General features: G+C 68.8%; 21 protein-coding genes and 8 pseudogenes. 10 read left to right on the plus strand and 19 right to left on the minus strand.

All coding sequences use genetic code 11. The features are described from left to right. Window positions 1-129: 129 nt before the first annotated feature. The 8 genes and pseudogenes from ACFZDC_RS34720 to ACFZDC_RS34755 all read right to left on the minus strand — a co-directional run bounded on the left by ACFZDC_RS34720 (window position 130) and on the right by ACFZDC_RS34755 (window position 5085). Window positions 130-1110 (minus strand): cation diffusion facilitator family transporter, encoded by a 981-nt coding sequence (locus ACFZDC_RS34720; RefSeq protein ID WP_391330102.1) that lies wholly within the window; start codon window positions 1108-1110, stop codon window positions 130-132. Window positions 1111-1115: 5 nt separating this feature from the next. After that, a pseudogene (locus ACFZDC_RS34725) lies at window positions 1116-1289 on the minus strand (acyl-CoA thioesterase); the annotation flags it as partial. 515 nt (window positions 1290-1804) lie between these two features. Then, window positions 1805-2752, minus strand: coding sequence for a phosphotransferase (locus ACFZDC_RS34730; protein WP_391330103.1), 948 nt, complete (start codon window positions 2750-2752; stop codon window positions 1805-1807). Between the two features lie 481 nt (window positions 2753-3233). Beyond that, window positions 3234-3434, minus strand: coding sequence for a hypothetical protein (locus ACFZDC_RS34735; protein ID WP_391330197.1), 201 nt, complete (start codon window positions 3432-3434; stop codon window positions 3234-3236). A gap of 6 nt (window positions 3435-3440) precedes the next feature. Then, window positions 3441-3704 (minus strand): annotated as a pseudogene (locus ACFZDC_RS34740) (hypothetical protein); the annotation flags it as partial. Further along, complete coding sequence (locus tag ACFZDC_RS34745; protein WP_391330105.1) at window positions 3614-3811, minus strand: winged helix-turn-helix domain-containing protein; 198 nt, start codon at window positions 3809-3811, stop codon at window positions 3614-3616. The gene ACFZDC_RS34745 and the pseudogene ACFZDC_RS34740, both read right to left, overlap by 91 nt. Beyond that, entirely contained in the window at window positions 3760-3891 is a 132-nt protein-coding gene (locus tag ACFZDC_RS34750) for a hypothetical protein (protein ID WP_391330199.1), read from the minus strand. Before ACFZDC_RS34750 ends, ACFZDC_RS34745 begins: the two co-directional genes overlap by 52 nt. Window positions 3892-4107: 216 nt before the next feature. Beyond that, the gene (locus tag ACFZDC_RS34755; RefSeq protein ID WP_391330107.1) at window positions 4108-5085 is read right to left on the minus strand and encodes a DUF5335 family protein; all 978 of its coding nucleotides are present in this window, start codon (window positions 5083-5085) and stop codon (window positions 4108-4110) included. A gap of 42 nt (window positions 5086-5127) precedes the next feature. On the opposite strand from ACFZDC_RS34755, the pseudogene ACFZDC_RS34760 reads away from it, so the two are divergent. The 4 genes and pseudogenes from ACFZDC_RS34760 to ACFZDC_RS34775 all read left to right on the plus strand — a co-directional run. After that, window positions 5128-5184: pseudogene (locus ACFZDC_RS34760) on the plus strand (hypothetical protein); the annotation flags it as partial. Between the two features lie 360 nt (window positions 5185-5544). Next, window positions 5545-6225: a hypothetical protein gene (locus tag ACFZDC_RS34765; protein WP_391330201.1), complete on the plus strand. Its 681-nt coding sequence runs from the start codon at window positions 5545-5547 to the stop codon at window positions 6223-6225. 81 nt (window positions 6226-6306) lie between these two features. After that, window positions 6307-6966, plus strand: coding sequence for a hypothetical protein (locus tag ACFZDC_RS34770; RefSeq protein WP_391330109.1), 660 nt, complete (start codon window positions 6307-6309; stop codon window positions 6964-6966). Between the two features lie 29 nt (window positions 6967-6995). After that, window positions 6996-7358, plus strand: a complete 363-nt coding sequence (locus tag ACFZDC_RS34775; RefSeq protein WP_391330111.1) for a hypothetical protein — start codon at window positions 6996-6998, stop codon at window positions 7356-7358. 85 nt (window positions 7359-7443) lie between these two features. Here the strand turns inward: ACFZDC_RS34775 and ACFZDC_RS34780 are convergent. Beyond that, a pseudogene (locus tag ACFZDC_RS34780) lies at window positions 7444-8531 on the minus strand (IS630 family transposase). 177 nt (window positions 8532-8708) lie between these two features. On the opposite strand from ACFZDC_RS34780, the gene ACFZDC_RS34785 reads away from it, so the two are divergent. Beyond that, a complete protein-coding gene (locus ACFZDC_RS34785; RefSeq protein ID WP_391330113.1) occupies window positions 8709-9002 on the plus strand; it encodes a DUF1330 domain-containing protein in 294 nt (97 codons plus the stop codon). A gap of 195 nt (window positions 9003-9197) precedes the next feature. Here the strand turns inward: ACFZDC_RS34785 and ACFZDC_RS34790 are convergent, their stop codons facing one another. The 3 genes from ACFZDC_RS34790 to ACFZDC_RS34800 are packed head-to-tail and all read right to left on the minus strand — an operon-like array spanning window position 9198 to window position 10079. Then, window positions 9198-9512 (minus strand): CocE/NonD family hydrolase C-terminal non-catalytic domain-containing protein, encoded by a 315-nt coding sequence (locus ACFZDC_RS34790; RefSeq protein ID WP_391330184.1) that lies wholly within the window; start codon window positions 9510-9512, stop codon window positions 9198-9200. 18 nt (window positions 9513-9530) lie between these two features. Beyond that, window positions 9531-9908, minus strand: a complete 378-nt coding sequence (locus ACFZDC_RS34795) for a transposase (RefSeq protein WP_391330115.1) — start codon at window positions 9906-9908, stop codon at window positions 9531-9533. A 9-nt stretch (window positions 9909-9917) separates the two neighbouring features. Then, entirely contained in the window at window positions 9918-10079 is a 162-nt protein-coding gene (locus ACFZDC_RS34800) for a hypothetical protein (RefSeq protein ID WP_391330117.1), read from the minus strand. Between ACFZDC_RS34800 and ACFZDC_RS34805 the strand changes: the two are divergent. After that, window positions 10060-11058 (plus strand): annotated as a pseudogene (locus tag ACFZDC_RS34805) (IS5 family transposase). The gene ACFZDC_RS34800 and the pseudogene ACFZDC_RS34805 sit on opposite strands and share 20 nt — an antisense overlap. A gap of 38 nt (window positions 11059-11096) precedes the next feature. Here the strand turns inward: ACFZDC_RS34805 and ACFZDC_RS34810 are convergent. Next, window positions 11097-11531, minus strand: a complete 435-nt coding sequence (locus ACFZDC_RS34810; protein ID WP_391330119.1) for a MarR family transcriptional regulator — start codon at window positions 11529-11531, stop codon at window positions 11097-11099. Window positions 11532-11603: 72 nt separating this feature from the next. On the opposite strand from ACFZDC_RS34810, the gene ACFZDC_RS34815 reads away from it, so the two are divergent. Then, window positions 11604-12458 carry an SDR family NAD(P)-dependent oxidoreductase gene (locus tag ACFZDC_RS34815; protein WP_391330121.1) on the plus strand — a complete coding sequence of 285 codons (855 nt, stop codon included), beginning with the start codon at window positions 11604-11606 and terminating at the stop codon, window positions 12456-12458. A 243-nt stretch (window positions 12459-12701) separates the two neighbouring features. Here the strand turns inward: ACFZDC_RS34815 and ACFZDC_RS34820 are convergent, their stop codons facing one another. Both ACFZDC_RS34820 and ACFZDC_RS34825 read right to left on the minus strand, forming a co-directional pair. Continuing rightward, window positions 12702-15014: an FdhF/YdeP family oxidoreductase gene (locus tag ACFZDC_RS34820; RefSeq protein ID WP_391330123.1), complete on the minus strand. Its 2313-nt coding sequence runs from the start codon at window positions 15012-15014 to the stop codon at window positions 12702-12704. Window positions 15015-15050: 36 nt separating this feature from the next. Continuing rightward, window positions 15051-15671 carry an SRPBCC family protein gene (locus ACFZDC_RS34825; RefSeq protein ID WP_391330185.1) on the minus strand — a complete coding sequence of 207 codons (621 nt, stop codon included), beginning with the start codon at window positions 15669-15671 and terminating at the stop codon, window positions 15051-15053. A gap of 354 nt (window positions 15672-16025) precedes the next feature. Between ACFZDC_RS34825 and ACFZDC_RS34830 the strand changes: the two are divergent. Beyond that, window positions 16026-16553 (plus strand): annotated as a pseudogene (locus tag ACFZDC_RS34830) (winged helix-turn-helix domain-containing protein); the annotation flags it as partial. A gap of 33 nt (window positions 16554-16586) precedes the next feature. Here the strand turns inward: ACFZDC_RS34830 and ACFZDC_RS34835 are convergent. Continuing rightward, on the minus strand, window positions 16587-17474 hold the full coding sequence (locus tag ACFZDC_RS34835) for a neutral zinc metallopeptidase (protein WP_391330125.1): 888 nt from the start codon (window positions 17472-17474) through the stop codon (window positions 16587-16589). A gap of 264 nt (window positions 17475-17738) precedes the next feature. On the opposite strand from ACFZDC_RS34835, the gene ACFZDC_RS34840 reads away from it, so the two are divergent. Together ACFZDC_RS34840 and mscL are read left to right on the plus strand one after the other, a co-directional pair. After that, entirely contained in the window at window positions 17739-18254 is a 516-nt protein-coding gene (locus ACFZDC_RS34840) for a hypothetical protein (RefSeq protein ID WP_391330127.1), read from the plus strand. Between the two features lie 121 nt (window positions 18255-18375). After that, window positions 18376-18819 carry a large conductance mechanosensitive channel protein MscL gene (gene mscL / locus ACFZDC_RS34845; protein WP_391330128.1) on the plus strand — a complete coding sequence of 148 codons (444 nt, stop codon included), beginning with the start codon at window positions 18376-18378 and terminating at the stop codon, window positions 18817-18819. A gap of 506 nt (window positions 18820-19325) precedes the next feature. On the opposite strand, the pseudogene ACFZDC_RS34850 reads toward mscL, so the two are convergent. The 3 genes and pseudogenes from ACFZDC_RS34850 to ACFZDC_RS34860 all read right to left on the minus strand — a co-directional run. Next, window positions 19326-19418: pseudogene (locus ACFZDC_RS34850) on the minus strand (IS5/IS1182 family transposase); the annotation flags it as partial. Between the two features lie 327 nt (window positions 19419-19745). Then, complete coding sequence (locus ACFZDC_RS34855; RefSeq protein WP_391330130.1) at window positions 19746-20039, minus strand: hypothetical protein; 294 nt, start codon at window positions 20037-20039, stop codon at window positions 19746-19748. 486 nt (window positions 20040-20525) lie between these two features. Continuing rightward, window positions 20526-20764 (minus strand): annotated as a pseudogene (locus ACFZDC_RS34860) (transposase); the annotation flags it as partial. Window positions 20765-21988 lie beyond the last annotated feature (1224 nt).

Below are 21988 nucleotides of genomic sequence, written 5' to 3' on the forward strand. Positions count from 1 at the left end.
GAGGTCGGCGACCGTCCGCACGGCGTCCAGGAAGGCGTCCCGAATCCGCCCGCCCCGCCAGTTCCACGGCTCCGCGATGACGGTCACGGCCTCATCCCACCGGGCGCGCCTCGCGCTTACAAGCCGTTTTCACGAACCGGGGTTCAGGCCCTCGGGGCGCCGCTGCGCATGCCCGGGCGTCGGGTCCAGATACACCCGGCACACCGCCGGGAACGCCTCGTGCAGTCGCTGCTCGGCCCGCTCGCAGGCCCACTCGACCTCGGCGGCGGTCGACAGGTCACGGAAGTCGACCTTGGCCGCCACCAGGGCCTCTCCCGGCGCCTGCACCAGCGTCGTCAGCTCCAGTACCGCCTCGATGTGCTCCACCTGCAGGAGTTCCGCCCGGATCCGCTCCCGCACCGGCCGGGGCAGCGGCCGCCCGATGAGAAGCTCCACGTTCGACCGGCCGAGCACCCAGGCGACGTACAGCAGCAGCACGCCGATGGACAGGGAGGCTATGCCGTCCCAGACCCCGGATCCCGTGAGCTGCCCGCCCAGCAGGCCGCCCGCCGCCAGCACCAGGCCGACCAGCGCAGCCGAGTCCTCCAGAACCACCGCCTTCACGGCGGTGTCGGGCGTGTGCCGCAGATAGAGCCGGAAGGGCATCCCGCGGCGGTCCGCGTCACCGCGCGCCTGGCGCACCCCGGTCCGCAGCGAGAAGCCCTCCAGCACGAAGGCGACCGCGAGGACGATGTACGACACCCGCGGGTCACCGAGCGTCTCGCCCCTCGTCAGGGTGTGGATGCCGTCGTAGAGGGAGAAGACCGCGCCGCCGACGAAGGTGGCGACTGCGGCGAGCAGCGCCCAGACGTAGCGTTCGGGGCCGTATCCGAGGGGATGGTCCTCGTCGGGGGGTTTCCGGCTGCGCTTGAGCGCCGTCAGCAGCAATACCTCGGTGACCGTGTCGGCGACCGAGTGCGCGGCCTCGGAGAGCATGGCGCTGGAGCCGCTGAGGAGGCCGGCCGCCACCTTGGCCATCGCGATGCCGAGGTTGGCGAGGGCGGCGACGACGACCGTGAGGGTACTTCCGACGTCGGTGTCCCGCCGGTCCGGGTGCAGAGCTTTCGCCATGTCCCTCAGTGTTCCCGCGGAACCCGTACCACGCCCTCCTGGATGACCGAGAGGGCCAGGCGCCGGTCCTGCGTGTAGATGCGGGCCTGATTGAGGCCGCGGCCGCCGTATGCCGACGGGGACTTCTGGTCGTACAGCAGCCACTCGTCGGCTCGGAACGGCCGGTGGAACCACATCGCGTCTCGCCAGCGCGGCAACGCCGGCCGGGTGGTGAGGGGCGGCATCGACGAGCGGGTGGTTCCTGGTGCCGCTCGCTGTCCAGGCCTTCGAGGCGTGTTTCGCCGGGCGCGGCAACCCCGGCCGGAGGTGCTGTTGCCGGTTTCTTCGTCTGGTCGGTCAGTGGCAGATTCGGCAGGTTCTCCAGCTCCTCGACAACGCCGAGGTCCTGGTCATCTCGCCGGCCGCGCACGCCGCTGTCATGGCCGCGGCCGCCACATAGGGTCCTGGCGGTTCTGGCCCTTGAGGGCGCTACCCCAGCCGCTGTTTGTACCAAGCGCGCAGTGCCTGACTGCTTGGAACCCCGACCTTCCGCTCGACCATCCACCCGCTGTCTTCGTGGCCTCCTCGGACGTCGTCGGCACAGAGAACGGCTGCTCGACACCCAGGGCCATGTGCCCCTGGATCCGCTCGGGATCGTAGGGCACCGCACACACCGTCACCGGAACTTCCCGGCCGCCCGGCTGCCCGCGGTGCGTCACCGGTACACGGACTCGGCGACGGCCGGGTCCTCGAGCACGGTGACGCACCAGGCGAAGTGCTCGTCACCGCCGCCCGGCGCGAAGGCGTCGCTCGTGGCCATCGCATAGGCGGCCCGGTACAGCAGGAGGTCGTCGACCGCGTAACCGAACTCGTCGGCGAACCGCGTGGTGAGCTGCCGGGTGATCTCCGGGGCGTGCTCGGTGCCCGCCGGGAAGATGGCCGCGGCCACGGCGGCGTCGAACCGGGGGTCCCCGCCCGTGGACAGGAAGCCGTAGTCCACCAGGGCGAGCGGCCGCAGGTCGTCGTCCACCAGCACGGTCTCCGGGAAGACGTCACCGTGGACGACCGCCTCGTCGGTACGGGGCAGCGAGCGCAGCTTCCGAAGCAGCCGGGCGCGCGTGTGGTCGAAGTCGCGGACATGCGTGGAGAGCCGGTCCGCGCACCGGCTGACCCGCCGGTCCACCAGGTCCGCCAGGGCGGATCCGAAAGTGGTGTGGCCTTCCCACAGCGGGCGTTCCTCGTCCAGCACAGGAAGGTGCTTGACCTCGTCGACGTCATGGGCGTCCGCGAGGGCACGCAGCACGCCGACCAGGCAGTCGACCGCTTCGGGCAGCACCTCGTCCGGGTCGTCGGTGCGGATCCTGCCCGCCAAGGGCTCGCCGGTCAGCTCCCGCTCCACGGTCATCGGGACACCGTCGATGTCCTCGACGGCGAGGATCTCCGGGGCGCCGAACGGCAGGTGCGCCGCGGCATCGGCGTAGAAACGCTGCATCCGCCGCAGTTCGGATCCCCGTCGGCGCTCCCACACCTTGGCCACCGTTCCGTCCCCGAGTCGGTAGACGGCTCCCTCCACCGCCGCCTCGCCGGGCCTGGCGTCGGGATATCCGGCGTCGACGAAATGTCGTACGCGCCGGGCCGTGGTGTCCCGTATCGCATCGGACATCTCGTGCCTCCTTCCGCCCCCGGCGTGAACGACCGGCCGGTCGGCGGGGCCGACGCCGGGACCATCTCCCACGGTAGGCCCCTCGCCCGCGCGACACCCGGTGACGGAGCGCTGCCGGGCGCCGTGCGGTCCGCCACGCGTGTACGGCGGAACAGTGCCGGCGGATCCTGCGTATCCGGAGCCGACGGTGGCTGTTCCTTCGTACACTGGCGGCCGTGGCCCGCCGATGGCCGCGTCCGGCCACTGCGCGGGGACCCGCCGACGGGCACCACGCACTGCGGCGTCCGTCGGCCGCAGCCCCCTACCGCTGATCCGGCCGTGCCCCGCCCGGGACGCAGGCCGAACTCGACCTTGCAGGATCGGGGACGGAGCGGGAGGCGGCCCTTGACCAGGGCGCACGGCGAAGGGCCGTCCGGGGCCACGCAGTCCTGTCGTAGCAGGGCGTTCCCACCTTACTGATCATTTCCTCATTCTGAAATGATCAGTTACTGACCTTTTCGTTAGTTCGGGGGGTTGGTGGGTGGATGGTCAGGCCGGTGTGGGTGAGGACGCGCCAGGGCAGCTGCTGGTTCTGGTTGATGCGGTGGATGGCCTGCTCAGTGGCGTCGGCGACATCGGCGAGGTGGTCGCCGGCGAGGTTGGCGAGTTCGCGGTTCTTGAGCGACGACCACAGCAGTTCCACCGGGTTGAGCTCGGGCGCGTAGGCAGGTAATCGCTCCAGGGTCAGCCAGTCCTGTTCGGCGCCCCAGGGCCCGCATGGCCCGGCTCCGGTGGGTGGACAGCCCGTCCCGGACCAGCACCACCCGCTCTCCGCTGTAGAACACCTTGAGCTGCTCAAGGACCCCGATGAGGGCGGCGATGTCATAGCTGCCGGGCTTGAGGTGCGTTCCGGCGGGCGATTTCGGACTCGTCCCGCTCCACCGCCCGGCGCTCCGGCCGCTGCAGACTCCATCCCAGCCGACTGGTCAGCAGACGCCAGACCGACGCCCGCGACAGGACAACTCCCGTCACTCGCTCGACCACCAGCGGGAACGGCACGGCAGCTCCAGGTGGAACCATACGACCATGCCCGCCACGAACGAGGCGTCCGAGGCCACCCCTTGCCCGTCGGCGCCGACGGGCAGAGCCGCCCGGAACATTTCCTCGACCATCCCGGGCGCCGCCCCCGACGACCGCTCCACCCGGTGTTCGCGCAGGGTGGCCCACGGCCCGCAGGCGGGCGCACCGGCACCGGGTCCACCCCGTGGCGCTGGGGCAGGGGAGGAGGAAGGACCCGGGTCTTGCGTCGCATCACGGCCCAGCGCACGAGGTGCCGCGACGGCTGCCGGCGGCGGGCGCGCCTCAGGGGTCAGGGGTCAGGACTCCGTGCCGGACTCCTGGGGGAAGAAGGTGATCAGCGTGGCGGTGCCGTCCTTGTCGACTGTCCGGACCGCCGGCTCGGGAATGTCCCGCGTGGCGACGTCGATCTCCCTGGGGTGCCACACCAGGTGCCGCAGGACGACGGGGTAGCGCGGCGACCGTCCGCCGACGGAGACGGCCACTACGTCGTCCTTCGGGTCGTACACGATGGCGGCGAAGGGCAGCCGGTTGGCTTCGTACTGGTGCCCGACCTCGGGGTCCAGTACCTCGATGGTGACGAACTCCCCCTGGTGTTCCTCGGTCATCCGGTTGAGGGCGGTCTCCCAGGTGCTGCGGTCGAGCGTTTCGGTACCGGCCATCGTCGTTCCTCCTCCGGTGGCAATCTGCTCTCCCCACGGATCCGGTGGCAATCTGCTCTCCTCACGACGGTAGCCGCAGCCCTGAGCGACTGCCTCGGCCTGACAGGGCGAGCCGTCCGGCCCTGGTGGACCTGCCTGGACGAGTCCGGGCCGAAGCCCCACGGGGCGGGCTCCGGTACGGGCGGAGCGGGGGCGGCCACGGCCTGCCGGACCCACGTGAGCCGCCACGCGCCCCCGCGGACCACCGTGACCCGCAGGAACAGCAGGAACAGCACGGTGAACCACCGGAAGTACCAGTGCCCGCCCGCCGGGTCGTACACCGCGGCGCGTGGCCAGGTTGGCGGTCATGAGCAGGCGATACAGCAGGACGAGGGCGTTGACCGGGACTCCCCAACGACCGAGCGAGAACAGCGGCGCCCCCGTCTCGTCGGTGCCGTCGAGGGTGAACTGCCCGCGCAGGCGGCGCACCAGCAGCGGGCCGGTCACCATCGCATAGGCGAGATACAGCGTTACGATGCAGGTGGTGCCGATGGCCAGGAACGCCTCCGGCGAGGCGAAGTCGAGCAGCAGGGCCGCCGTCAGGACGCCGACGACCAGGGCGGGCGTGCTGGGCATGCCGGCGCGGATTGACCCGGCCGAGGCCGTCGCGGCGTGGCGATGCGGCCGCGTTTCCTGCAGACCCTGTCAACGGGCGGGCGCGCCGTGGTGCACCCCAGTAATGGAGGCAAGCCCATTCACCTGTTCCACTGGTACGAGGACGGCGGAGCTTCGGACTTCGTTCGAAGGGCCCACGGACAGGAGCGGGTTCTTCGGCGTGGGCTCCAGCTCGGTGCCGTACTTCCTCGCCATCTTCGCGATCGCCAACGTCCTCGGCCCGCTGTTCAACACCGTGGGCCGCAAGCCGATGATCGCGGGGACCTACTTCGGCTCGGCCGCCGTTGCGGTGGTCCTCGCCGTCCTATTGGTCAACGGCTCGCTGACGGTCTGGTCGTTCTTCCTTCTGATCTCGTTGACCTTCTTCGTCGCGTCCGCCGGAGCGAGCTCCGCCTACCTGATCGTCAGCGAGGTCTTCCCATGGAGACCCGAGCCCTGTCCATCTCCATGTTCTTCGCCGTTGGCACCGCCGTGGGCGGCATCACCGGGCCGCTGCTGTTCGGACACTTCATTCACAGTGGCAACACCACCCTCGTGGCCATCGGCTTCTTCATCGGAGCGGCGGCCATGGCCCTCGGCGGGGTGGCCGAGGTCGTCTTCGGGGTGAAGGCCGAACAGCAGTCCCTGGAGAACATCGCCAGGCCGCTGACCGCCGAGGAAGCCGACGCGGCCTGGCGGGGCGAGTGGGCGCCCCAGGACGAACCGGTCCGCCTCCGCCCCGCGGACGTACGGCAGGCCGCGCGCGGGCGGGACCAGCGGATCGCCGACGACCGCACGGCCGCGCGGCGACTTGATCACCAGACCGCCGATGTGGACGCGGCCCTGGCCAGGGCCGCGGAGAGCCTGCGCGTGAATCCGCGGGGACGTCCGGCACCCGGCGCCAGGCTGGTCCTGCGCAGCGGTCTGGACGCCGTAGAGCACGGCGCCGTCGGCCCGCGTTCCCTGTGCCGGACCTTCGCCGACCTACGACTCATGAACGAACTCAGACGCCTGCGCGCCTCGCACACCGAGGACCGCCCGGAAGCCCGGCGCCGGCGCGACCGGACCACGCTGGGAGGTCTGCTGCGTTCGCTGCGGTCCGGCGAGCTGCGGGGGTGGTAGGGCGGTCGCATGGATCCGAGCAGGAGCTGGCCGTTCGACCGCTCCGGACGATGAAGAACACATCGTGAGCTGGGAGGAACAATGCGAAACCGGACATTGAGCAAGATCGGCACACAGCTGTTGCGTCTGCGCCACAACTCGTCGCAGAGCTCACAGGACCGGGCGGCGCCGGCCGACTACGGACTGGACCACAGGCAGGTCGCCGAATTCGTCGCCGGCACGCTGGACGCGGAGGGCGAGGCGGCGCTCGCCCATCAGGTGGCGCGGCTGCTGCCCTTCCACTGGACCTGGCCCAACCGGGTCGCGGAGGCGATGTCGCAGATCATGGACCACTTCGGTGATCAGCGCGAGCTGATGGCCTGGCTGGATCGGCACCCCGGCCTGCCACGGCTGGTGGCCCGCCTGTACGTCTTCATGGGCCTCCTCGACCGGTACAGCGCGGTGCCCGCGGTCGTGACCGCGATGCGTGAGTACCGGGAGCGGACACCGTATCCGCCGGGCCTGGAGTCCTACCTGGTGCCTGCCACCGATGACGACACGCTCGCGAGCATTGCTTTCAAGATCGAGAAACTGCTCGGCGAGGAGCGGACCCGGGAGGCCGTCGAACTGGCCCTGGCCACTGCGACATGGCTGCAGCAGATCGCGCCGCGCGCGCGGGAACTCGCTCAAGAGGTCGGCGACTTGGACGAGCTGATGGGGCAGGCGCGGCAGGACATCCCGTCTGCAGCAGCCGACATCTGAACACGACAGTCGATAGGGCGGTAAACGGCATGACGGTGAAACTGAACGCGATGGCGTTCGGCCACGCAAAGAAACTGACCGAAGAGGGCCGGATCGTCCTGGACGACCGGGACGAGTGGAGCGAGCACCGGCCTTCGGCAGCGGACGAGAATGCCTACCTCGAGGAGCATGGATTCGCCGAGTACGCCAGGTGGTACCTGGGCATCGACGACGAGATGGGAAACGAGACCAAGGGCCGGTACAAGTTCCCATACGGCGATTTCGATCGTGTCCACCGCTGCGGTGTGCTCTCCGCCGAGGTACGCGCCGGACAGCAGAAATACGCGGATATCCAAAATGCCGCCGCGCACCTGCACGGACTGCTGGACGGCAGGCGGGCCGGGAACCGGTGACAGCGCCGAAAAAAGTGCACCCTCACCCAGCCCCCGGCGACGGATCGTCCAGTGACGTTGGTGTGGTGCGCCGGAAATCTCGGGCTTAAGTCTCTCGCTGGTTTTTGGTGGTGGGCGGAGTGACTTTGGTGAGGTTGTCGGCGGTCTTGGTCCAGGTGAAGGGCCTGAGGTTGTCGTTCCATGAGTCGATCCAGGCCCTGATGTCGTCCTCCAGCGCCTTCATCGAGGTATGGACTCCGCGGCGGATCAGCTTGTCGGTCGGCAGGCCGAACCATCTCTCGACTTGGTTGATCCAGGAGGAGCCGGTCGGGGTGAAGTGGACATGGAAGCGGGGGTGTCGGCCGAGCCAGGTCTTGATCTCGGGGGTGTTGTGGGTGGCTCACAGTTGTCACACACCAGGTGCACATCGAGTCCGGCGGGGACCGCCTTGTCTAGCGTGACCAGGAACTTCTTGAACTCGATGGCCCGGTGGCGGCGGTGGAGTTCACCGATGACAGTGCCGTCGGGGATGTTGAACGCGGCGAACAGGCTGGTGATGCCGTGCCGCAGGTAGTCGTGGGTACGCCGCTCAGGCATGCCCGGCAGCACCGGCTGAGAGCGGTCCAGCGCCTGAATCCGGCTCTTCTCGTCCACGCACAACACCACTGCCTTCTCAGGCGGGTTGTGATACAGGACGACGACATCGACGACCTTCGCGACGAACTGCGGGTCGGTGGAGAGCTTGAAGGCATCCTGCAGGTGCGGCTTGAGGTCGAACTTCTTCCAGATCCGCCCGATGGTGGACTTCGACAGCCCGGTGCGAGCAGCCATGGAGGCCCGAGACCAGTGCGTGTCCTGGCTCGGAGTGGAATCCAGCGTCGCCACGACCACGTCCTCGACCTGGTCGAGCAGGATCGAGGGCGGACGGCCCGGGCGCGGCTCGTCCTGCAGGCCGTCCAGGCGCTGGGCGATGAACCTCGCCCGCCAGCGGTTGACCGTTCCCGGTGCGATGCCGAGTTCGGCGGCGACCTGATTGTTCGTCCCGCCCTCGGCACAGCGCAGCACGATCTTGGCACGCAAGGCGAGGAACTGTGCGGCCCTCGCCCGCTTGGCCCAGCGCGTCAACTGCGCGCGCTCGGCCTCGGTCAGGACCAATTCCGTCTTGCGCCGGCCCGGCCGCGGCTCGTCGGCCAGGCCCGCCAGCCGGTCAGCCGCGAACCGGGCGCGCCACGGTTGCGTCCATGGAGATGGTGTACGGGTTCGACCTGACCTGCGCGTGCTCCGAATCGCCCCGGCAACCCGTCGTTGGGTGCGATTGATCTGAATTGTATATTCGAAGTCAGATGTGCACTTACGAACACTGGAGGTTCCGTGCCCAAGGGCTACTGGGTCAGCGCCTACCGCACCATTTCAGACCCTGAAAAGCTGGCTGCCTACAACAAGCTGGCCGGTCCGGCCGTCCAGCTCGGGGGCGGGCGGATCCTCGCCCGTGGCGGTCGGGTCGCCGCCCACGACGCCGGAATCGCCGAGCGCACCGTCCTGATCGAGTTCGACAGCTTCGAACAGGCTCTCGCGGCACACGAGAGTGAGGCCTACCAGGAGGCGCTGGTCGCCCTCTCCGATGGCGTCGAGCGCGACTTCCGCATCATCGAAGGCATCGACTGACCGCCAGGCTCAGTCACTTCGACCTCCATCGGCTCCCGGATCCGGAGCCGGCCAAGCTTCCGTGAACCACCAGCACAGCACGCAGGCTGATCCCGGCATCCGAGAGTGGACGTCAGCGGGGCGCCCGCGCCGTCCGCGGATGCGCGCGGACGGCGCAGGCACCGCATCAGGTTGCTGAACCTCCGCGACCGGGCATCATGACCGGGAGCTGGAGGTAGGAGGCGCGGGGGCCCGCGAAGTGGATGACGTGCTGTCCGCTGTTCCGGGGACGTATTGGCGCGTTGTCGGCATCATCGGTCCCAAGGGGTTGTGCGCGCTGATGACGAGCCGGAGCTGCTGGCCGGGGTAGAAGACCAGGCCGACGGGAAGCATGTCGATCTCGACGTCCGCGATCTCGCCGGGTGCCAGCTTCTCGACGCGGTCGAAGGTGTGCGCCGGGATGGTGTCCCTCGACATCGCCTTGTCGAGATGGCGTGCCGACACCCGCAGGGCCCCGGCGTGTTTGAGGATCGTCCGGTTCTGTCCGGCTCAGCGCAGTCCGAACAGCCGTAGCGCGGCCTCCGGGGCGGTGTGATCGCGCCGCGCGTGAGCGATGTTGGCGTAGCCGGCCCGGTGGAAGGCGCCGATGACGAGGTGGCGGAGCGTGGCGAGGTTGGCCGGTGCGGCACCGGTGCGCACCTGGGAGTCGTCCTCGCGGAAGGTGCGGTCCCGCACGCAGTGGATCTTGTTCTCCACGTGCCAGTGGCGACGCACGAGATCGGCGAGTTGGGCGGGACCGGCCTGCTCGGCCGCCTGGTCGGTGACGACGTAGACGGTCTCCAGGGCGGTCTTGCCGGTCTTCAGATCGCGGCGGCGCCGGATGATCCGCAGGGCCTGCACCGCGTGCGGGTAGCGCAGCGTGTTCACCGTCAGGGCCTACAGGCGACGGACCTCGGCCCGGCCGCGGTCACGGCCGGGCAGCCGGTCCGCGAGCGGGACCTGACGCCACGGCAGACGGCGCAGCTGGCGGTGCAGCAGCGGCCGGTTCTTCTTCACCACGGCCACGTAGTGCGCCTGCGTGGCTCGTGCAGAACTCACTGATGATGAATGGGAGTTGGTCGAACCGTTCCTGCCGATAGGCGGGTTCGTCCCATACCCCGAGCGGCTGCGGCCGCAGTTTGAAGGCGTGATCTGGCGGATCCGCACCGGCAGCCCCTGGCGGGACATGCCGACCGAGCACGGCGCCTGGCAGACCGTTTACCACCGGTTTCTGCAGTGGCGGGACACCGGCGTCTTCGAACAGCTGATGGACGAGATGATCAGCGAGCGGCACGACGGGGACAGGTGGACCTGTCGCTGGTCAGCGTGGACTCCACAGTGGCCCGCGCCCACCACCACGCGGCCGGGATGGTGGTGAGCGTGGAGGTACTGGCTGCCCTCGAAGAGGCCGTTGCCGATGAAAAAGGGGCCGGGCGCAGGGGCAAAAGGCGCAGGACGCCTCAGGCGACGGCGAGCCCGGCGACCCTCGGCGGGACGAGCGGCGGCTGCTGCGGCGTAGGCGCCGGGCCCGACTGAAGGCCGCTCGGCTGGGCCGCTCGCGCGGTGGGCTGACCAGCAAGGTCCACCTCGCCGCCGAACGCCGCTGCCGTCCGCTGTCCTTCGAGCTGTCCGAGGGGCAGGCGGCCGACAGCCCCCGCTTTATCCCGGTGCTGGAGAAGGTCAAGGTCCATGGCCCGGTCGGCCGTCCGCGAACCCGGCCCGATGCCGTAGCCGGCGACAAGGCGTATTCCTCTCGCGCCAACCGTGCTTACCTGCGCAGGCGCCGCATTCGAGCGGTCATCCCGGAGAAGGCCGACCAGGCCGCCCACCGCAAGAACAGGGGCCGTCGGGGCGGGCGGCCGGTCTCCCACGACACCGAGCTCTACCGCGACCGCAACACGGTGGAACGCTCCATCAACAAGATCAAGCGTGGCGCGGACTGGCCACTCGATACGACAAGACACCCGAGAGCTACCTGGCCGGACTCCACTTACGCGGCGCGCTCATCTGGCCTCGAAGCCTCCGTTCCGCGACATGATCCGAAGCAGGGCCATGCAGAGGCGTTGTATCGCGAGCTCAGTGGTCTCGCTCGATCGCCTGGACGCAGCGGGCCAGCAGGGCCCGGAGAATGTCTTGTTCCTCGGCGGTGAACTCGTCCGCAAGGCGGCGTTCGATGCGCACCGCCTCGGTATCGGCGGCAGTAAGGGCATGCTGGCCGGCCTCGGTGAGCCGGGTCTCGAGGACCCTCTGGTGCCAGGGGTGCACCATCCGCTCGATAAGGCCGCGTGTCTGCAGGGTCTTGAGCACCCCGGTCATGGCCTGCGGGGTGACCAAGCAGTCGCGGGCCAGCGCGGCAGCGGAGATCCCGGGGTGCTGGGCGATGGCCAACAGGGCGGCGTACTGAGCGACGGTCAGGTCGGCCGTGCGCACGGCGCTGCTCTTGGCGGCCATCAGCGCCTGCTCGGCCCGTTTGATGTCCAGGCCGAGCCGGACCTGCGGCGGCATCTCCATGCGCTCAGCTTACCTACCCTTGAGATGAATCAAGGCTGGAATATATATAAAGACGTTGGTATCTCTGGAAGCATGCATAAACACGCAGCTACTCCGCGCGACCTGCGCGGAAGGACGGTCCTGCTGACCGGGGCCACCCAGGGGATGGGGCTCCGCCTCGCCCTGCTCCTGGCAGCTCGCGGCGCCACACTGCTGCTCCACGGACGCGACCGGCAGCGGCTTGCAACGGCCACCGACGAGATACGGGCGCAGGCCCCTGAAGTCTCGGTGCGTACCTACCGGGCCGACCTGGCCGACCTTGAGCAGGTGAGCACGCTGGCCGACGCCGTCCTCGCCGCCGAGCCGCGGCTCGACGTACTGGTCAACAACGCCGCCGTGGGCGGTGGCTTCGACCCGACCGTTCGGCAGACAAGCCGCCAGGGCCACGAACTACGGTTCGCCGTCAACCACCTGGCGCCGTACGTTCTCACCCGCCGACTCCTCCCGCTTCTGGCCGCCTCGGCGCCCTCGCGGGTGGTCAACGTCACCTCGGCTGGGCAGATGCCCATCCATTTCGACGACGTGATGATGGAACGCGACTACGACGGAGTGCACGCCTACTGCCGCAGCAAACTAGCCCTGATCATGGCCACCTTCGACCTGGCAGCCGAGTCGGCGCCCCACCAGGTCACCGTCAATGCACTGCACCCAGCACACCTGATGGATACCTCCATGGTCCGGCAGAGCGGCTTCACCCCGGCCACAAGCCTCGACGACGGTGCTCAGCCGACGCTACGTCTCATCGCTGACCCAAATCTGGAGAACACCACAGGACAGTACTCCGACCGATACGACGACCAGCCCGCACACCCACAGGCATACGATTCGCAGGCCCGCGCCCGGCTGGCAGCACTCACCACGAACCTGACCGCACCGTTCCTTGCATGAGTGCTTCTGCGCCGCGCAGGCCCGCGCCTCAACGAGGCGCGAGCCGCTCCCCAACCCGGGCGATCAAAACAACCCGCCGCAGCACCCCGCGACAACGAACCGAGTCATCGAGCATCAAGGAGAGGCATCCCCAAGATGCGATCCTCACGCTCCGAGTGCCTGCTGATCCCAACCAGGAACACCTTCTGGACGGACGGCGGGGCCCGCTGCTGTCAACGGGTCCCGCGGCGTCGGCGGTTTCGGTCAGACGGGTGCTGGCCGGGATCGGTCGCCCGTGGGTTCGAGGCGGATGACGATGCCCTTCGACGTGGGCTGGTTGCTTACGTCGGCGACGCTGTCGAGCGGCACCAGGACGTTCGTCTCCGGGTAGTAGGCGGCGGCCGAACCCTTGGCCGCGGGGTAGGACACGACCTCGAAGTTCTCGGCCCGGCGCTCGGTGCCGTCCTCCCAGACGCTCACCAGGTCCACGCGATCGCCTTGGGCGAGGCCGAGTTCGGACAGGTCGGCCGGGTTGACGAGGATCACGTGGCGGCTGCCGTGGATGCCGCGATAGCGGTCGTTGTTGGTGTACGGGACGGTGTTCCACTGGTCGTGCGAGCGCAGGGTCTGCAGCAGCAGGTGACCTTCGGGGGCTCGGGGGACCACCCGCTCGTTGCAGGTGAACCGGGCCTTGCCGGTCTCGGTCCGGAACACGCCCTCGTTGACCGGGTTGGGTAGCTGGAAGCCTCCCGGACGGGTCACCCGGGCGTTGAAGTCGTGGAAGCCCGGCACGATCCGGGAGATGCTGTCGCGGATGGTGTTGTAGTCGCCCTCGAACTTGGCCCAGGGGATGTTCCCCTCGCCGTCGAGGCTCAGCCGGGCGAGCCGGCACAGGATGGCGACCTCGCTCAGCAGCACGCGCGAGGCCGGTTCGAGTCGTCCCTGGGAGGTGTGCACCTCGCTCATGGAGTTCTCGACGGTGACGAACTGCTCGCCGTCGGCCTGGACATCACGCTCGGTGCGCCCAAGCGTCGGCAGGATCAGGGCGGTGTCGCCGCAGACGGTGTGCGAGCGGTTGAGCTTGGTGGAGATGTGGGCGGTCAGCCGGCACGAACGCATCGCCTTCTCGGTGACCTCGCTGTCGGGCGCTGCACGCACGAAGTTCCCGGCCAGGGCGAGGAAGACCTTGACGCGGCCCTCCAGCATCGCCTTGATCGAGTTCACCGAGTCCAAGCCGTGCGGGCGCGGCGGATCGAAGCCGAACTCCTCCTGAAGGGCATCGAGGAAGGTGTCCGGCATTTGCTCCCAGATGCCCATGGTGCGGTCGCCCTGGACGTTGCTGTGGCCGCGCACCGGGCAGGCGCCCGTGCCGGCGCGCCCCAGATTGCCGCGCAGCATCAGGAAGTTGACGATCTCCCGGATGGTGGGTACGCCGTGCTTGTGCTGGGTGATGCCCATCGCCCAGCACACGATGACGCGTTCGCTCCGCAGGACCTCGTCGCGGACCTTCTCGATCTCCTCGCGGGTCAGTCCCGTCGCCGCGCGCACGTCGTCCCAGTCGACGGTGCGGGCGTGCCGGGCGAACTCCTCGAAACCGGAGGTGTGGGCGTTGATGAAGTCGTGGTCCAGGACGGTGCCGGGACGCGCGTCCTCCGCCTCCAGCAACAGCCGGTTCAGTGCCTGGAACAGGGCGAGGTCCCCGCCCGGCTTGATGTGCAGGAAGCGGTCGGCGATCTGGGTGCCCCGCCCCACGACCCCACGCGGCTTCTGCGGGTTCTTGAAGCGTCGCAGCCCCGCCTCGGGCAACGGGTTCACCGCCACGATGCGGCCGCCGTTGCGCTTGGCCTCCTCCAGGGCCGAAAGCTGCCGCGGGTGATTGCTGCCCGGGTTCTGCCCCACCAGGAAGATCAGGTCCGCGTGGTGGAGGTCGTCGAGACTCACGGTGCCCTTGCCGACGCCCAGCGTCTCGTTCAGGGCGAAGCCGCTGGACTCGTGGCACATGTTGCTGCAGTCGGGCAGGTTATTGGTGCCGTAGGCGCGGGCGAAGAGCTGGAAGACGAAGGCGGCCTCGTTGCTGGCCCGGCCGGAGGTGTAGAAGACCGCCTCGTCGGGCGAGTCCAGACCCCGGAGTTCCTGCGCCAGGACGCCCAGGGCGTCGGTCCAGCCGATGGGCTCGTAGCGGTCCGACCCGGGCCGTTTGATCATCGGCTCGGTGAGCCGGCCCTGCTGGTTGAGCCACATGTCGGAACGGGCGGCCAGATCGGACACGCTGTGCTCGCGGAAGAAGTCGGCGGTGATCCGGCGCGTCGTGGCGTCGTCGTTGATGTGCTTGGCGCCGTTCTCGCAGTACTCATTGCGATGGCGCCGGCCCGGAGCGGGGTCCGCCCACGCGCAGCCGGGGCAGTCGACCCCGCCCACCTGGTTCATGGTGAGCAGGTCGACCCCGGTCTTGCGGGGCGAGGTCTGCTCCAGGGAGTACTCCAGCGCGTGCACGACGGCGGGAACCCCAGCCGCCCACTTCTTCGGCGGTGTCACGGAGAGGGAGGTCTCCGGCTCCTCACCGGGCGGGTTCTGCATCGCTTGGCCTTTCTCTTGCCGTGTGCGGGACGTGGGTCAGCCGACGGGCCACTGGGCGACACGGCTCCTGGGCGGTTCCGGGGTGTCGTGCTGAACCCGGCCGTTGCGGATGGTGCCGCGCCAGGCACCGCCCTCCTGACCGAGCCCTTCGATGAAGTGCTTGAAGCTCACCAGTTCCCCGCGCACCAGTCGCACGGTCAGCCCCACGACCCTGGACGAGCGGGTGAGGACCTTCGCGGCCCCCTGCGGTCGGAGGAGCATCCGGACCGTGATCGCGGTGCCACCGGACTCCGTCGGCCTGAACTCGACCTCGCCCTGGTGGGTGGGGTGCTGCTCCAGGCCACGCCAGGCCAGGTAGGCGTCAGGGTCCTGTTCCACGATCTCGACCGCGAAACGGTGACGCAGGGGGCCGTAGCCGATGGTCCACGCGGTGACGGTAGGCCTGATCTGCTCGACGTCGCGCACCACGGTGGAGAAGCGCGGGAACGTCTTGAACTGCGTCCACTGGTTGTAGGCCGTGCGGACCGGCACCGCGACCTCGACCGTCTCCTCGACGTGCCGCTCGCGCAGCGGACGGCGGCGTGTGACGCCGTCGCCGTCGGAGCGCATGCCCGGGGTGTTCGGCACGGCCTGCCCACCGTCGTCTTCGTGCGCCATCATGGTCCTTCTTCCGGTGAGGGAGCCGGGCGTCGGGAGACCCGGCCCTCCCCTTATGGGGCAGGGCATCTCTTCCGGTTCCCTGATCGCGGGTTTTGAGTCACCCGACCGCGTAGGCGTCCCGGGCGGCCCCGAGCGCGAGAAGGGGCCGGGCCCGGCTCGCAGGAGGGGCGCCGAGCCCGCGGCTGTGTGGTGCCCGGCGTTTCGGCACGGGCACCAGGGCGTGGCTGCTCTCCGGGCTGGCGTCGCTGCGGGCTGTTGGGCGATGCCGCGGCCCAGGGGGCAGTTACTGACCTTTGCGGTGTGGTGTCGTTGGGGGCTGACGATGTGTGATCGTCGCGGTATGCCTGTTGTGTGAGATATCCGCAGGGTGGTGGGCTGACGCCGGAACGGCAGGCGTTTCGCGAGCGGATCCGGCTGGAGGCCGCGGAGCGATTCGCTGCCGGTGCCTGCAACGCCGAGGTCGCCAAGGACTTACGGGTGAGTGTGCGCTCGGTGTAGCGCTGGCGCCGGGCCTGGTACGACGCCGGCACCGAGGGGCTGCGCTCTGCCGGGCCCGTCTCACGGCCCAGGCTGAGTGAGGCCCTGTTCACCGTGCTCGAGCAGGAGCTTGCCAAGGGGCCGGTCGCGCATGGCTGGCCGGACCAGACGTGGACGCCGGCGCGGATCAAGACGCTGATCGGGCGCCGGTTCCACAAGACCATGACGCTGTCGGCGATCGCGCGGATGCTGCACCGGCACGGCTTCGGCCACCAGGTCCCGGCCCGCCGAGCCATCGAGCGCGACGAGGAGGCCGTGGCGGGCTGGGTGAAGGAGACCTGGCCGCAGGTGGAAGGTCCGTGGCGGCGCTCGACGCCTGGCTGTCCCACCAGCGGCGGCCCACAGCCGGGCGTCGCACCGTGGTTGTCAGCGTGGTCAGCTGAACGTGTTGCAGCTGGCGACGCGGCCGGAGCGGTAGCCGGTGGAGAACCATTGCTGGCGCTGGCTCGCGGAGCCGTGGGTCCAGGTGTCGGGTGTGACCCTGCCCTGGTAGCGCTGCTGGATACGGTCGTCTCCGACGGCGGCGGCCGCGTCCAGCCCGCGGTTGATGTCGTCCTTCGTCAAGTCGGTGATCAGTGGCTTACCGCTCTTGGGGTCGGGGGTGGTGGTGGCGTGGTGGGCCCACACTCCGGCGTAGCAGTCCGCCTGCAACTCGAGTTTCACCGAGCCGCTGTTCTGGCCCTTTCCGCTGCCGCGGGAGATCGTTCCGCTGAGGTCCTGGAAGTGGTGGCCGTATTCGTGTGCGATGACGTAGGCCTCGGCGAACGGGCCGCCCTTGGCGCCGAACTTGCTGCTCAGGTCGTTGAAGAAGCCGAGGTCGAGATAGACCTTGTCATCGGCTGAGCAGTAGAAGGGGCCGACGTCGGAAGTCGCGTTCCCGCAGCCGGTGTTCACACTGCCGGTGAACAGGAACGTCGGCGCCTGCTGGTAGGGCTTGCCGGCGGCTGTCTCCGTCTGCTTCCAGAATGCCTGCACGCTGTCGACCACGGCGACGATCCGGCACTCCTCCTTGCGGTTGGCGTCGGCACCGGTCCGGCAGTCCGCCGCGAGGTCCGCAGCTGACTTGCCGGACGAGGACGTGTCGCTGCTGCCCGAGCCGAACATGCCGGGGTCGACACCCAAGAGCACGGACGCGACCAGCACCACGAGCCCGACCAGTCCCCCGCCGATGGTCTTCCCGCCGCCCGGGATCCCGCCCAGCGCACCTCCCCGCCCGTCTTCGACCTCGGACGTGTCCAGAGCAGCATCGTCGTCGAATTGCATACGTTGGCCCTCCCTCAAGCAGCGCGCCGGACCGCCCCGCGTCGTCCCGCTCGCCTACCCCGTTCGAGGACATCCCCATCCCGTCCTCTTCCTGCACCGCCTGCATCAGAAGGACGTGCCACCGGTAGCCGTGAATCGTCGCCGCCGTCGGCTTGCGGCCCGCGCTGCTTACCGGGGCCCGGCCGGAGCACCGGCCCGCGGCGGAACGGGGTGCCCCGTGCGCTGGAACGGGTATCCGTCGGCTGTTCGGGCACATGAGACGTCATGCACGGACTACATGCGCGTCCCACCAGCAGCAGTCTCATCGGCCAGGCCTCCACAGCCGAGACATCGCCGCCCGGTCACAACCGCGCCAAGCACTCACGCCGAGGCCGGCGCACCGGCCGCCTGCGCCGCCGCGTCCTCGCCTACCGGGCAATCGACTTCTTGTCCGCGCACATCCCGGACGACCCCGGCCCGGGCGACGAATGCCTGCTCCTCGTGCACACCCGCCAGGTCGTCGGCCAGGTCCGGTACCGGGTCTGCACTGACTGCGCCCAGGGTGTCATCACCGCCGTCGTCATCGACGAACGCTTCCACAGCACCGGCCTGGGCACCCGTGCGCTGTCACACCTACGGTCCCGCCACCCGGGACTGACCTGGCGCAGCACGCTGCACAAGCGCACCACCCGTGATCTCCTGCGCCGCATGCGCATTCCCACAACCACGTCTGCCACGCCCTGCCCCCACGCTCACCAGACACTCTCTGCCCCGGCCGGCCCGATACTCGTCAGCGGCTGACCTCAACGCTGAGCGGAGCCGGCATGGGTGAGGGGTGGCAGGGCATCCGAGGTGAAGGCGGTGGGCTGACCGCGCTTTCGGTGCCGCCCGTCGACGTCAAGAGTCTCTTAGGGGTGAGAAAGTGAAGGGCTTCCGCAGCTTCATTCTGCGCGGCAACGTGGTCGATCTGGCCGTCGGCATCGTCATCGGGGCGGCGTTCACCGCCGTGGTGAACGGCTTCGTCAGCGCCTTCCTGACACCACTCGTCGGGCTGGCCACCGGCGCCACCGGCGACATGAGCCGCAAGACCTTCACCGTAGGCGCCACCAAGTTCCCGTACGGCGCCTTCATCAACGCGGCGATCAGCTTCCTCCTCCTCGCCAGCGCCCTGTACTTCCTGGTCGTGCTCCCGATCAACAAGCTCCACGAACACCTCGCCCCGCACCAAGACGTCCAGGCCCCCAAACGGGACTGCCCCGAATGCCTCAGCCCCGTACCCGCCCAGGCCCGACGCTGCGCCTCCTGCACCGTCTCCCTGCCCGCCGTACCCGCTCAGGCCGGAGAGACAACCCAGCGCGCCGGGTGACCCGAGAGGCCCCCGGATCACGCGTCCTCCCTTTTACCCCGGGCCTGCACCAGAAGCGCCGCCACGACGTCGTTCGTCTGGGGCCTCGGCCTGTTCAACGAGCGTGTGCAGCACGTCGTCGGCGGGATCGAGGACTTGGCGCTGGAGGCGTTCCATCAGCTCGGGGTCGGTGCCGCTGCCGGGGCCGGTGAGGTCCACCCGCACCGGCCGGCGCGGGGCGATGATCTCCGGCCCGGCCGGTGCCTCGGCCTGCTCGGCTTCGGCGAGTGCGCGGTACAGCGAGGCGACCGGGGGGTTCTTGCCCGCGTTCTTGCCGGTCTTGATGGTGAGCTTGCCCGCGATCTCAGGGACGGGTACGCCGCGGTCCCTAACCCGCGCGTTTCATTTACCGCTGTGTCCGGATCTTTCAGAAACGCGAAAGTTCCCTCTGAGCAGGGATGGTGAGGCTTGTCTAGGGCTGTCCCGTAGATGATCTACGGCGTGCTCGATGACATGTGCCTTCTTCGTCAGCCGGCGAGGGTCAGGTTGTGCAGACGGGTGATGGCGAGCATGGCGTGGTGGACGCCGTCGCCTTTCAGGCGGCAGTCGCGGAGGAGCTGACTCGAAACACACGAGGGCAGGGCTGATTGCCCCGGCAGTACGGCTGGAGTACGGGAAATCAAGCGGGTGCGAGGCCGGAGGTGTCGACCCCGAGGGCGCTCAGCTCGGCGATGAGCCGTTGCTGCCGTCGCTTGAACTGCTGCGGATGCTGTTGCCGGGGCTTCTGTCACCACAGCAGGAAGGCAGTTTCTGCGTGCACACAACCGGGTCGCGCCCCAAGCTCGTCGTCTCGGTCGACGGTCACGGGCGCGGGGTGGCAGCTGGTTGCTGCCACCCCGCCGGTGCTCACAGGCCCCGTAAGCGGGGTCTGTCTGCCGCTGTGTCCGTCAGTTGTAGACGGCCCAGGCCAGTTGCTTGGAGTTGGTCTGGGCGGGGCAGGACGCCTTGCCCTTGTCGAGCTGGGCGGAGAAGACGTTGACGTCGACGCCGCAGAACGCGGCGGCCACCGGCACGGACACGTTCTGCAGCAGCACCACCTGGTTGCCGTTGAGCAGGTTGTTGGCCTCGACGTTGACCAGGCTGCCGTGGGCCGGCGTCGCCAGTGCCGGGGCCGCGGCCGAACCGGTGATCGCGGCGCCCGCCAGCACGGCGGCGGCGATGGCCTTCTTCACCTTGAGCATGAGCGTTGTCCCTTCCGAACAGTCGAACAGGAGCTGCGGTGGCTGGCCAGCCGTCCGGAAACTTATCCGGTGGCCGGGTTAGGCGACTATCACCTCTTCGCGTCGACACTCCGGTATCCGCCACATGTAGTGAGCGCCTGACCGGTACTCACCAGGCCAGAGCTCCACACATATGGGGCATTCCGGTGGTGGGGGAAACGTCAATGCAGTAGACGGAAAGACAATGGACTGGGCCAATGGTCCCCGCCCACGTTGACCGACAACGTTCGCTCACATGGGCAACCTTCATAGCCCAGACCGAACGGACCGCTGTCAGAGCGGCCCGCACGCAATCCACCGCCGCCACTGCGACACCTCTAATCCAGCACGTGCGATCTTCCGGTCCGTCCCTACAAGCGCGTTCGCATCATGCACGCTCAATGATCACAGGCGAGCACTCACCGTCACCACCGACTACGGAACAGACCCGTTCACTGGACAGACCCGTTTGGGCACTTTCGCGGCCAGGGTATCCGCGCGGAACGTCCCCGCGCCGTGGTGACTTCATGTGAGCAGGCGACGGCGAGCACGTAGCCGACCTGGCGCTCTTCGAGCGCGGAGCGCAGCTTTGGGTTGCCGCCGTAGACCTCGTCCCGGGGGAACCAGCGGGGGCGTATGCCCAGTTTGCGGGCGCGGGTGAGGATGGCGGCGGCCGGCTGCGGTTTGGTGGCGAAGTTGATTTCGTCGGGTACGTGCCGCAGCAGGCGGCAACCATGGCCGTCGACTACGCCGCGATCCACGCGCTGAACTCTCGTCAGCAGCTCTATCTCAAGACCATCTACGACGAGGACCAGGCACGGCAGGCCGCGCAGCGCGTGGCACACGCGGCGGGGCCCCAGACGAACCGGGGCTTGGGACGCGTGGAGCGATGGAGATTCACGAGTTTCTCCTCCAGCTCGTACGCGGTCATCTGTGGCGACGCGAGCTCACGGGGTAACTCGGAGAGATCCGGATGCGGCCCTCACTTGCCCCGTTCGTGCCGGCGGACGTAGGTCGTTCCAGCGGGCAGGACATTGCTGCCGACGAGACGGGTGAGGTCGTAGTCGCGTCGGAAGGCATCGGCTGCGTCTTGGGGACGCATCACCGTCGATCTTCCTCAGGTGTCCCCGAACTTCGTGTCTGACAAGCAGGTGCTCCGGGAGTCCTCCCTCGCCCTTCGGCTCGTCGTGATGCGGCCGTGGCGCTGACGGGGTCCAACACAGCAGGTCTACCTTGGGTTCGCCGGCGCGCGGTGGATACGTGAGGTGTCCGATGCGGTTCCGGCTGCCCTGGACCTTGGCCAGTCGACCGCTGCCGAGAAGGTCCCGTATGGCCCCCTCCACCCCCTGCACCGTCATTTTCTGATGGTGTGCCATGACGTCGTTCAGGACGTTTCGGACCAGGTCTTCCTTCGTCAGGAGTGCTCGGCCATGTTCATCGAGGTAACCGAGCCCTCGCAGCGTGCGTATCACCAACTGCCGCTGGGACAGGCCGTCCGGAGCGGTGACGCTGAGGCCGTCTCGGGTGAGTACCCGAAGGTCGTACTCGTGGGTGAGCCAGTTCCCGTCCGCACTGATCGGGAGCTTCAACGGCTTGGTGGCGTTTCAGCTCCTGGGTGTACCGGCGCCACGTGCAGTGCAGGAGTGTCCCGGGGCTGAGGTTGCTCGGCCAGGAGATGTCGGTCAGGCGCCGGCCCCTCGGGGCGGTCTGCAAGGACTTGCTGCTGCCCGGGGATGGTCCTCAGCGCAAGGCCGTCGTGGTGGACACGCAGCTTGATCTTGTCTGCGAACCGCGTCAGGTCGTCGAACACGCCGCCGGCATGCCCGGGCATCGGCACCCAGCCTTCGGCGAGGTGCTGTGCTGTCACTGGTTGGGACCAGGGTGATCTGATCCTCTTTGACGTTCAGGCCGTAGGGCTGTCCGAGGTCCGC

Source organism: Streptomyces sp. NPDC007905, assembly GCF_042959345.1.
Classification (GTDB): domain Bacteria; phylum Actinomycetota; class Actinomycetes; order Streptomycetales; family Streptomycetaceae; genus Streptomyces.

Excerpts from the sequence above, each read along its gene's own strand:
- ACFZDC_RS34825 (WP_391330185.1), bottom strand. The coding sequence starts at position 15,671 with ATGGCGCACGAAGACGACGGTGGGCAGGCCGTGCCGAACACCCCGGGC.
- ACFZDC_RS34820 (WP_391330123.1), bottom strand. The coding sequence starts at position 15,014 with ATGCAGAACCCGCCCGGTGAGGAGCCGGAGACCTCCCTCTCCGTGACA.
- ACFZDC_RS34750 (WP_391330199.1), bottom strand. The coding sequence starts at position 3,891 with ATGTTCCGGGCGGCTCTGCCCGTCGGCGCCGACGGGCAAGGGGTGGCC.
- ACFZDC_RS34815 (WP_391330121.1), top strand. The coding sequence starts at position 11,604 with ATGCATAAACACGCAGCTACTCCGCGCGACCTGCGCGGAAGGACGGTC.
- ACFZDC_RS34770 (WP_391330109.1), top strand. The coding sequence starts at position 6,307 with ATGCGAAACCGGACATTGAGCAAGATCGGCACACAGCTGTTGCGTCTG.
- ACFZDC_RS34835 (WP_391330125.1), bottom strand. The coding sequence starts at position 17,474 with ATGCAATTCGACGACGATGCTGCTCTGGACACGTCCGAGGTCGAAGAC.
- ACFZDC_RS34840 (WP_391330127.1), top strand. The coding sequence starts at position 17,739 with ATGCACGGACTACATGCGCGTCCCACCAGCAGCAGTCTCATCGGCCAG.
- ACFZDC_RS34855 (WP_391330130.1), bottom strand. The coding sequence starts at position 20,039 with ATGCTCAAGGTGAAGAAGGCCATCGCCGCCGCCGTGCTGGCGGGCGCC.
- ACFZDC_RS34730 (WP_391330103.1), bottom strand. The coding sequence starts at position 2,752 with ATGTCCGATGCGATACGGGACACCACGGCCCGGCGCGTACGACATTTC.
- ACFZDC_RS34810 (WP_391330119.1), bottom strand. The coding sequence starts at position 11,531 with ATGGAGATGCCGCCGCAGGTCCGGCTCGGCCTGGACATCAAACGGGCC.
- ACFZDC_RS34765 (WP_391330201.1), top strand. The coding sequence starts at position 5,545 with ATGGAGACCCGAGCCCTGTCCATCTCCATGTTCTTCGCCGTTGGCACC.
- ACFZDC_RS34720 (WP_391330102.1), bottom strand. The coding sequence starts at position 1,110 with ATGGCGAAAGCTCTGCACCCGGACCGGCGGGACACCGACGTCGGAAGT.
- ACFZDC_RS34745 (WP_391330105.1), bottom strand. The coding sequence starts at position 3,811 with ATGGTTCCACCTGGAGCTGCCGTGCCGTTCCCGCTGGTGGTCGAGCGA.
- ACFZDC_RS34755 (WP_391330107.1), bottom strand. The coding sequence starts at position 5,085 with ATGCCCAGCACGCCCGCCCTGGTCGTCGGCGTCCTGACGGCGGCCCTG.
- ACFZDC_RS34775 (WP_391330111.1), top strand. The coding sequence starts at position 6,996 with ATGACGGTGAAACTGAACGCGATGGCGTTCGGCCACGCAAAGAAACTG.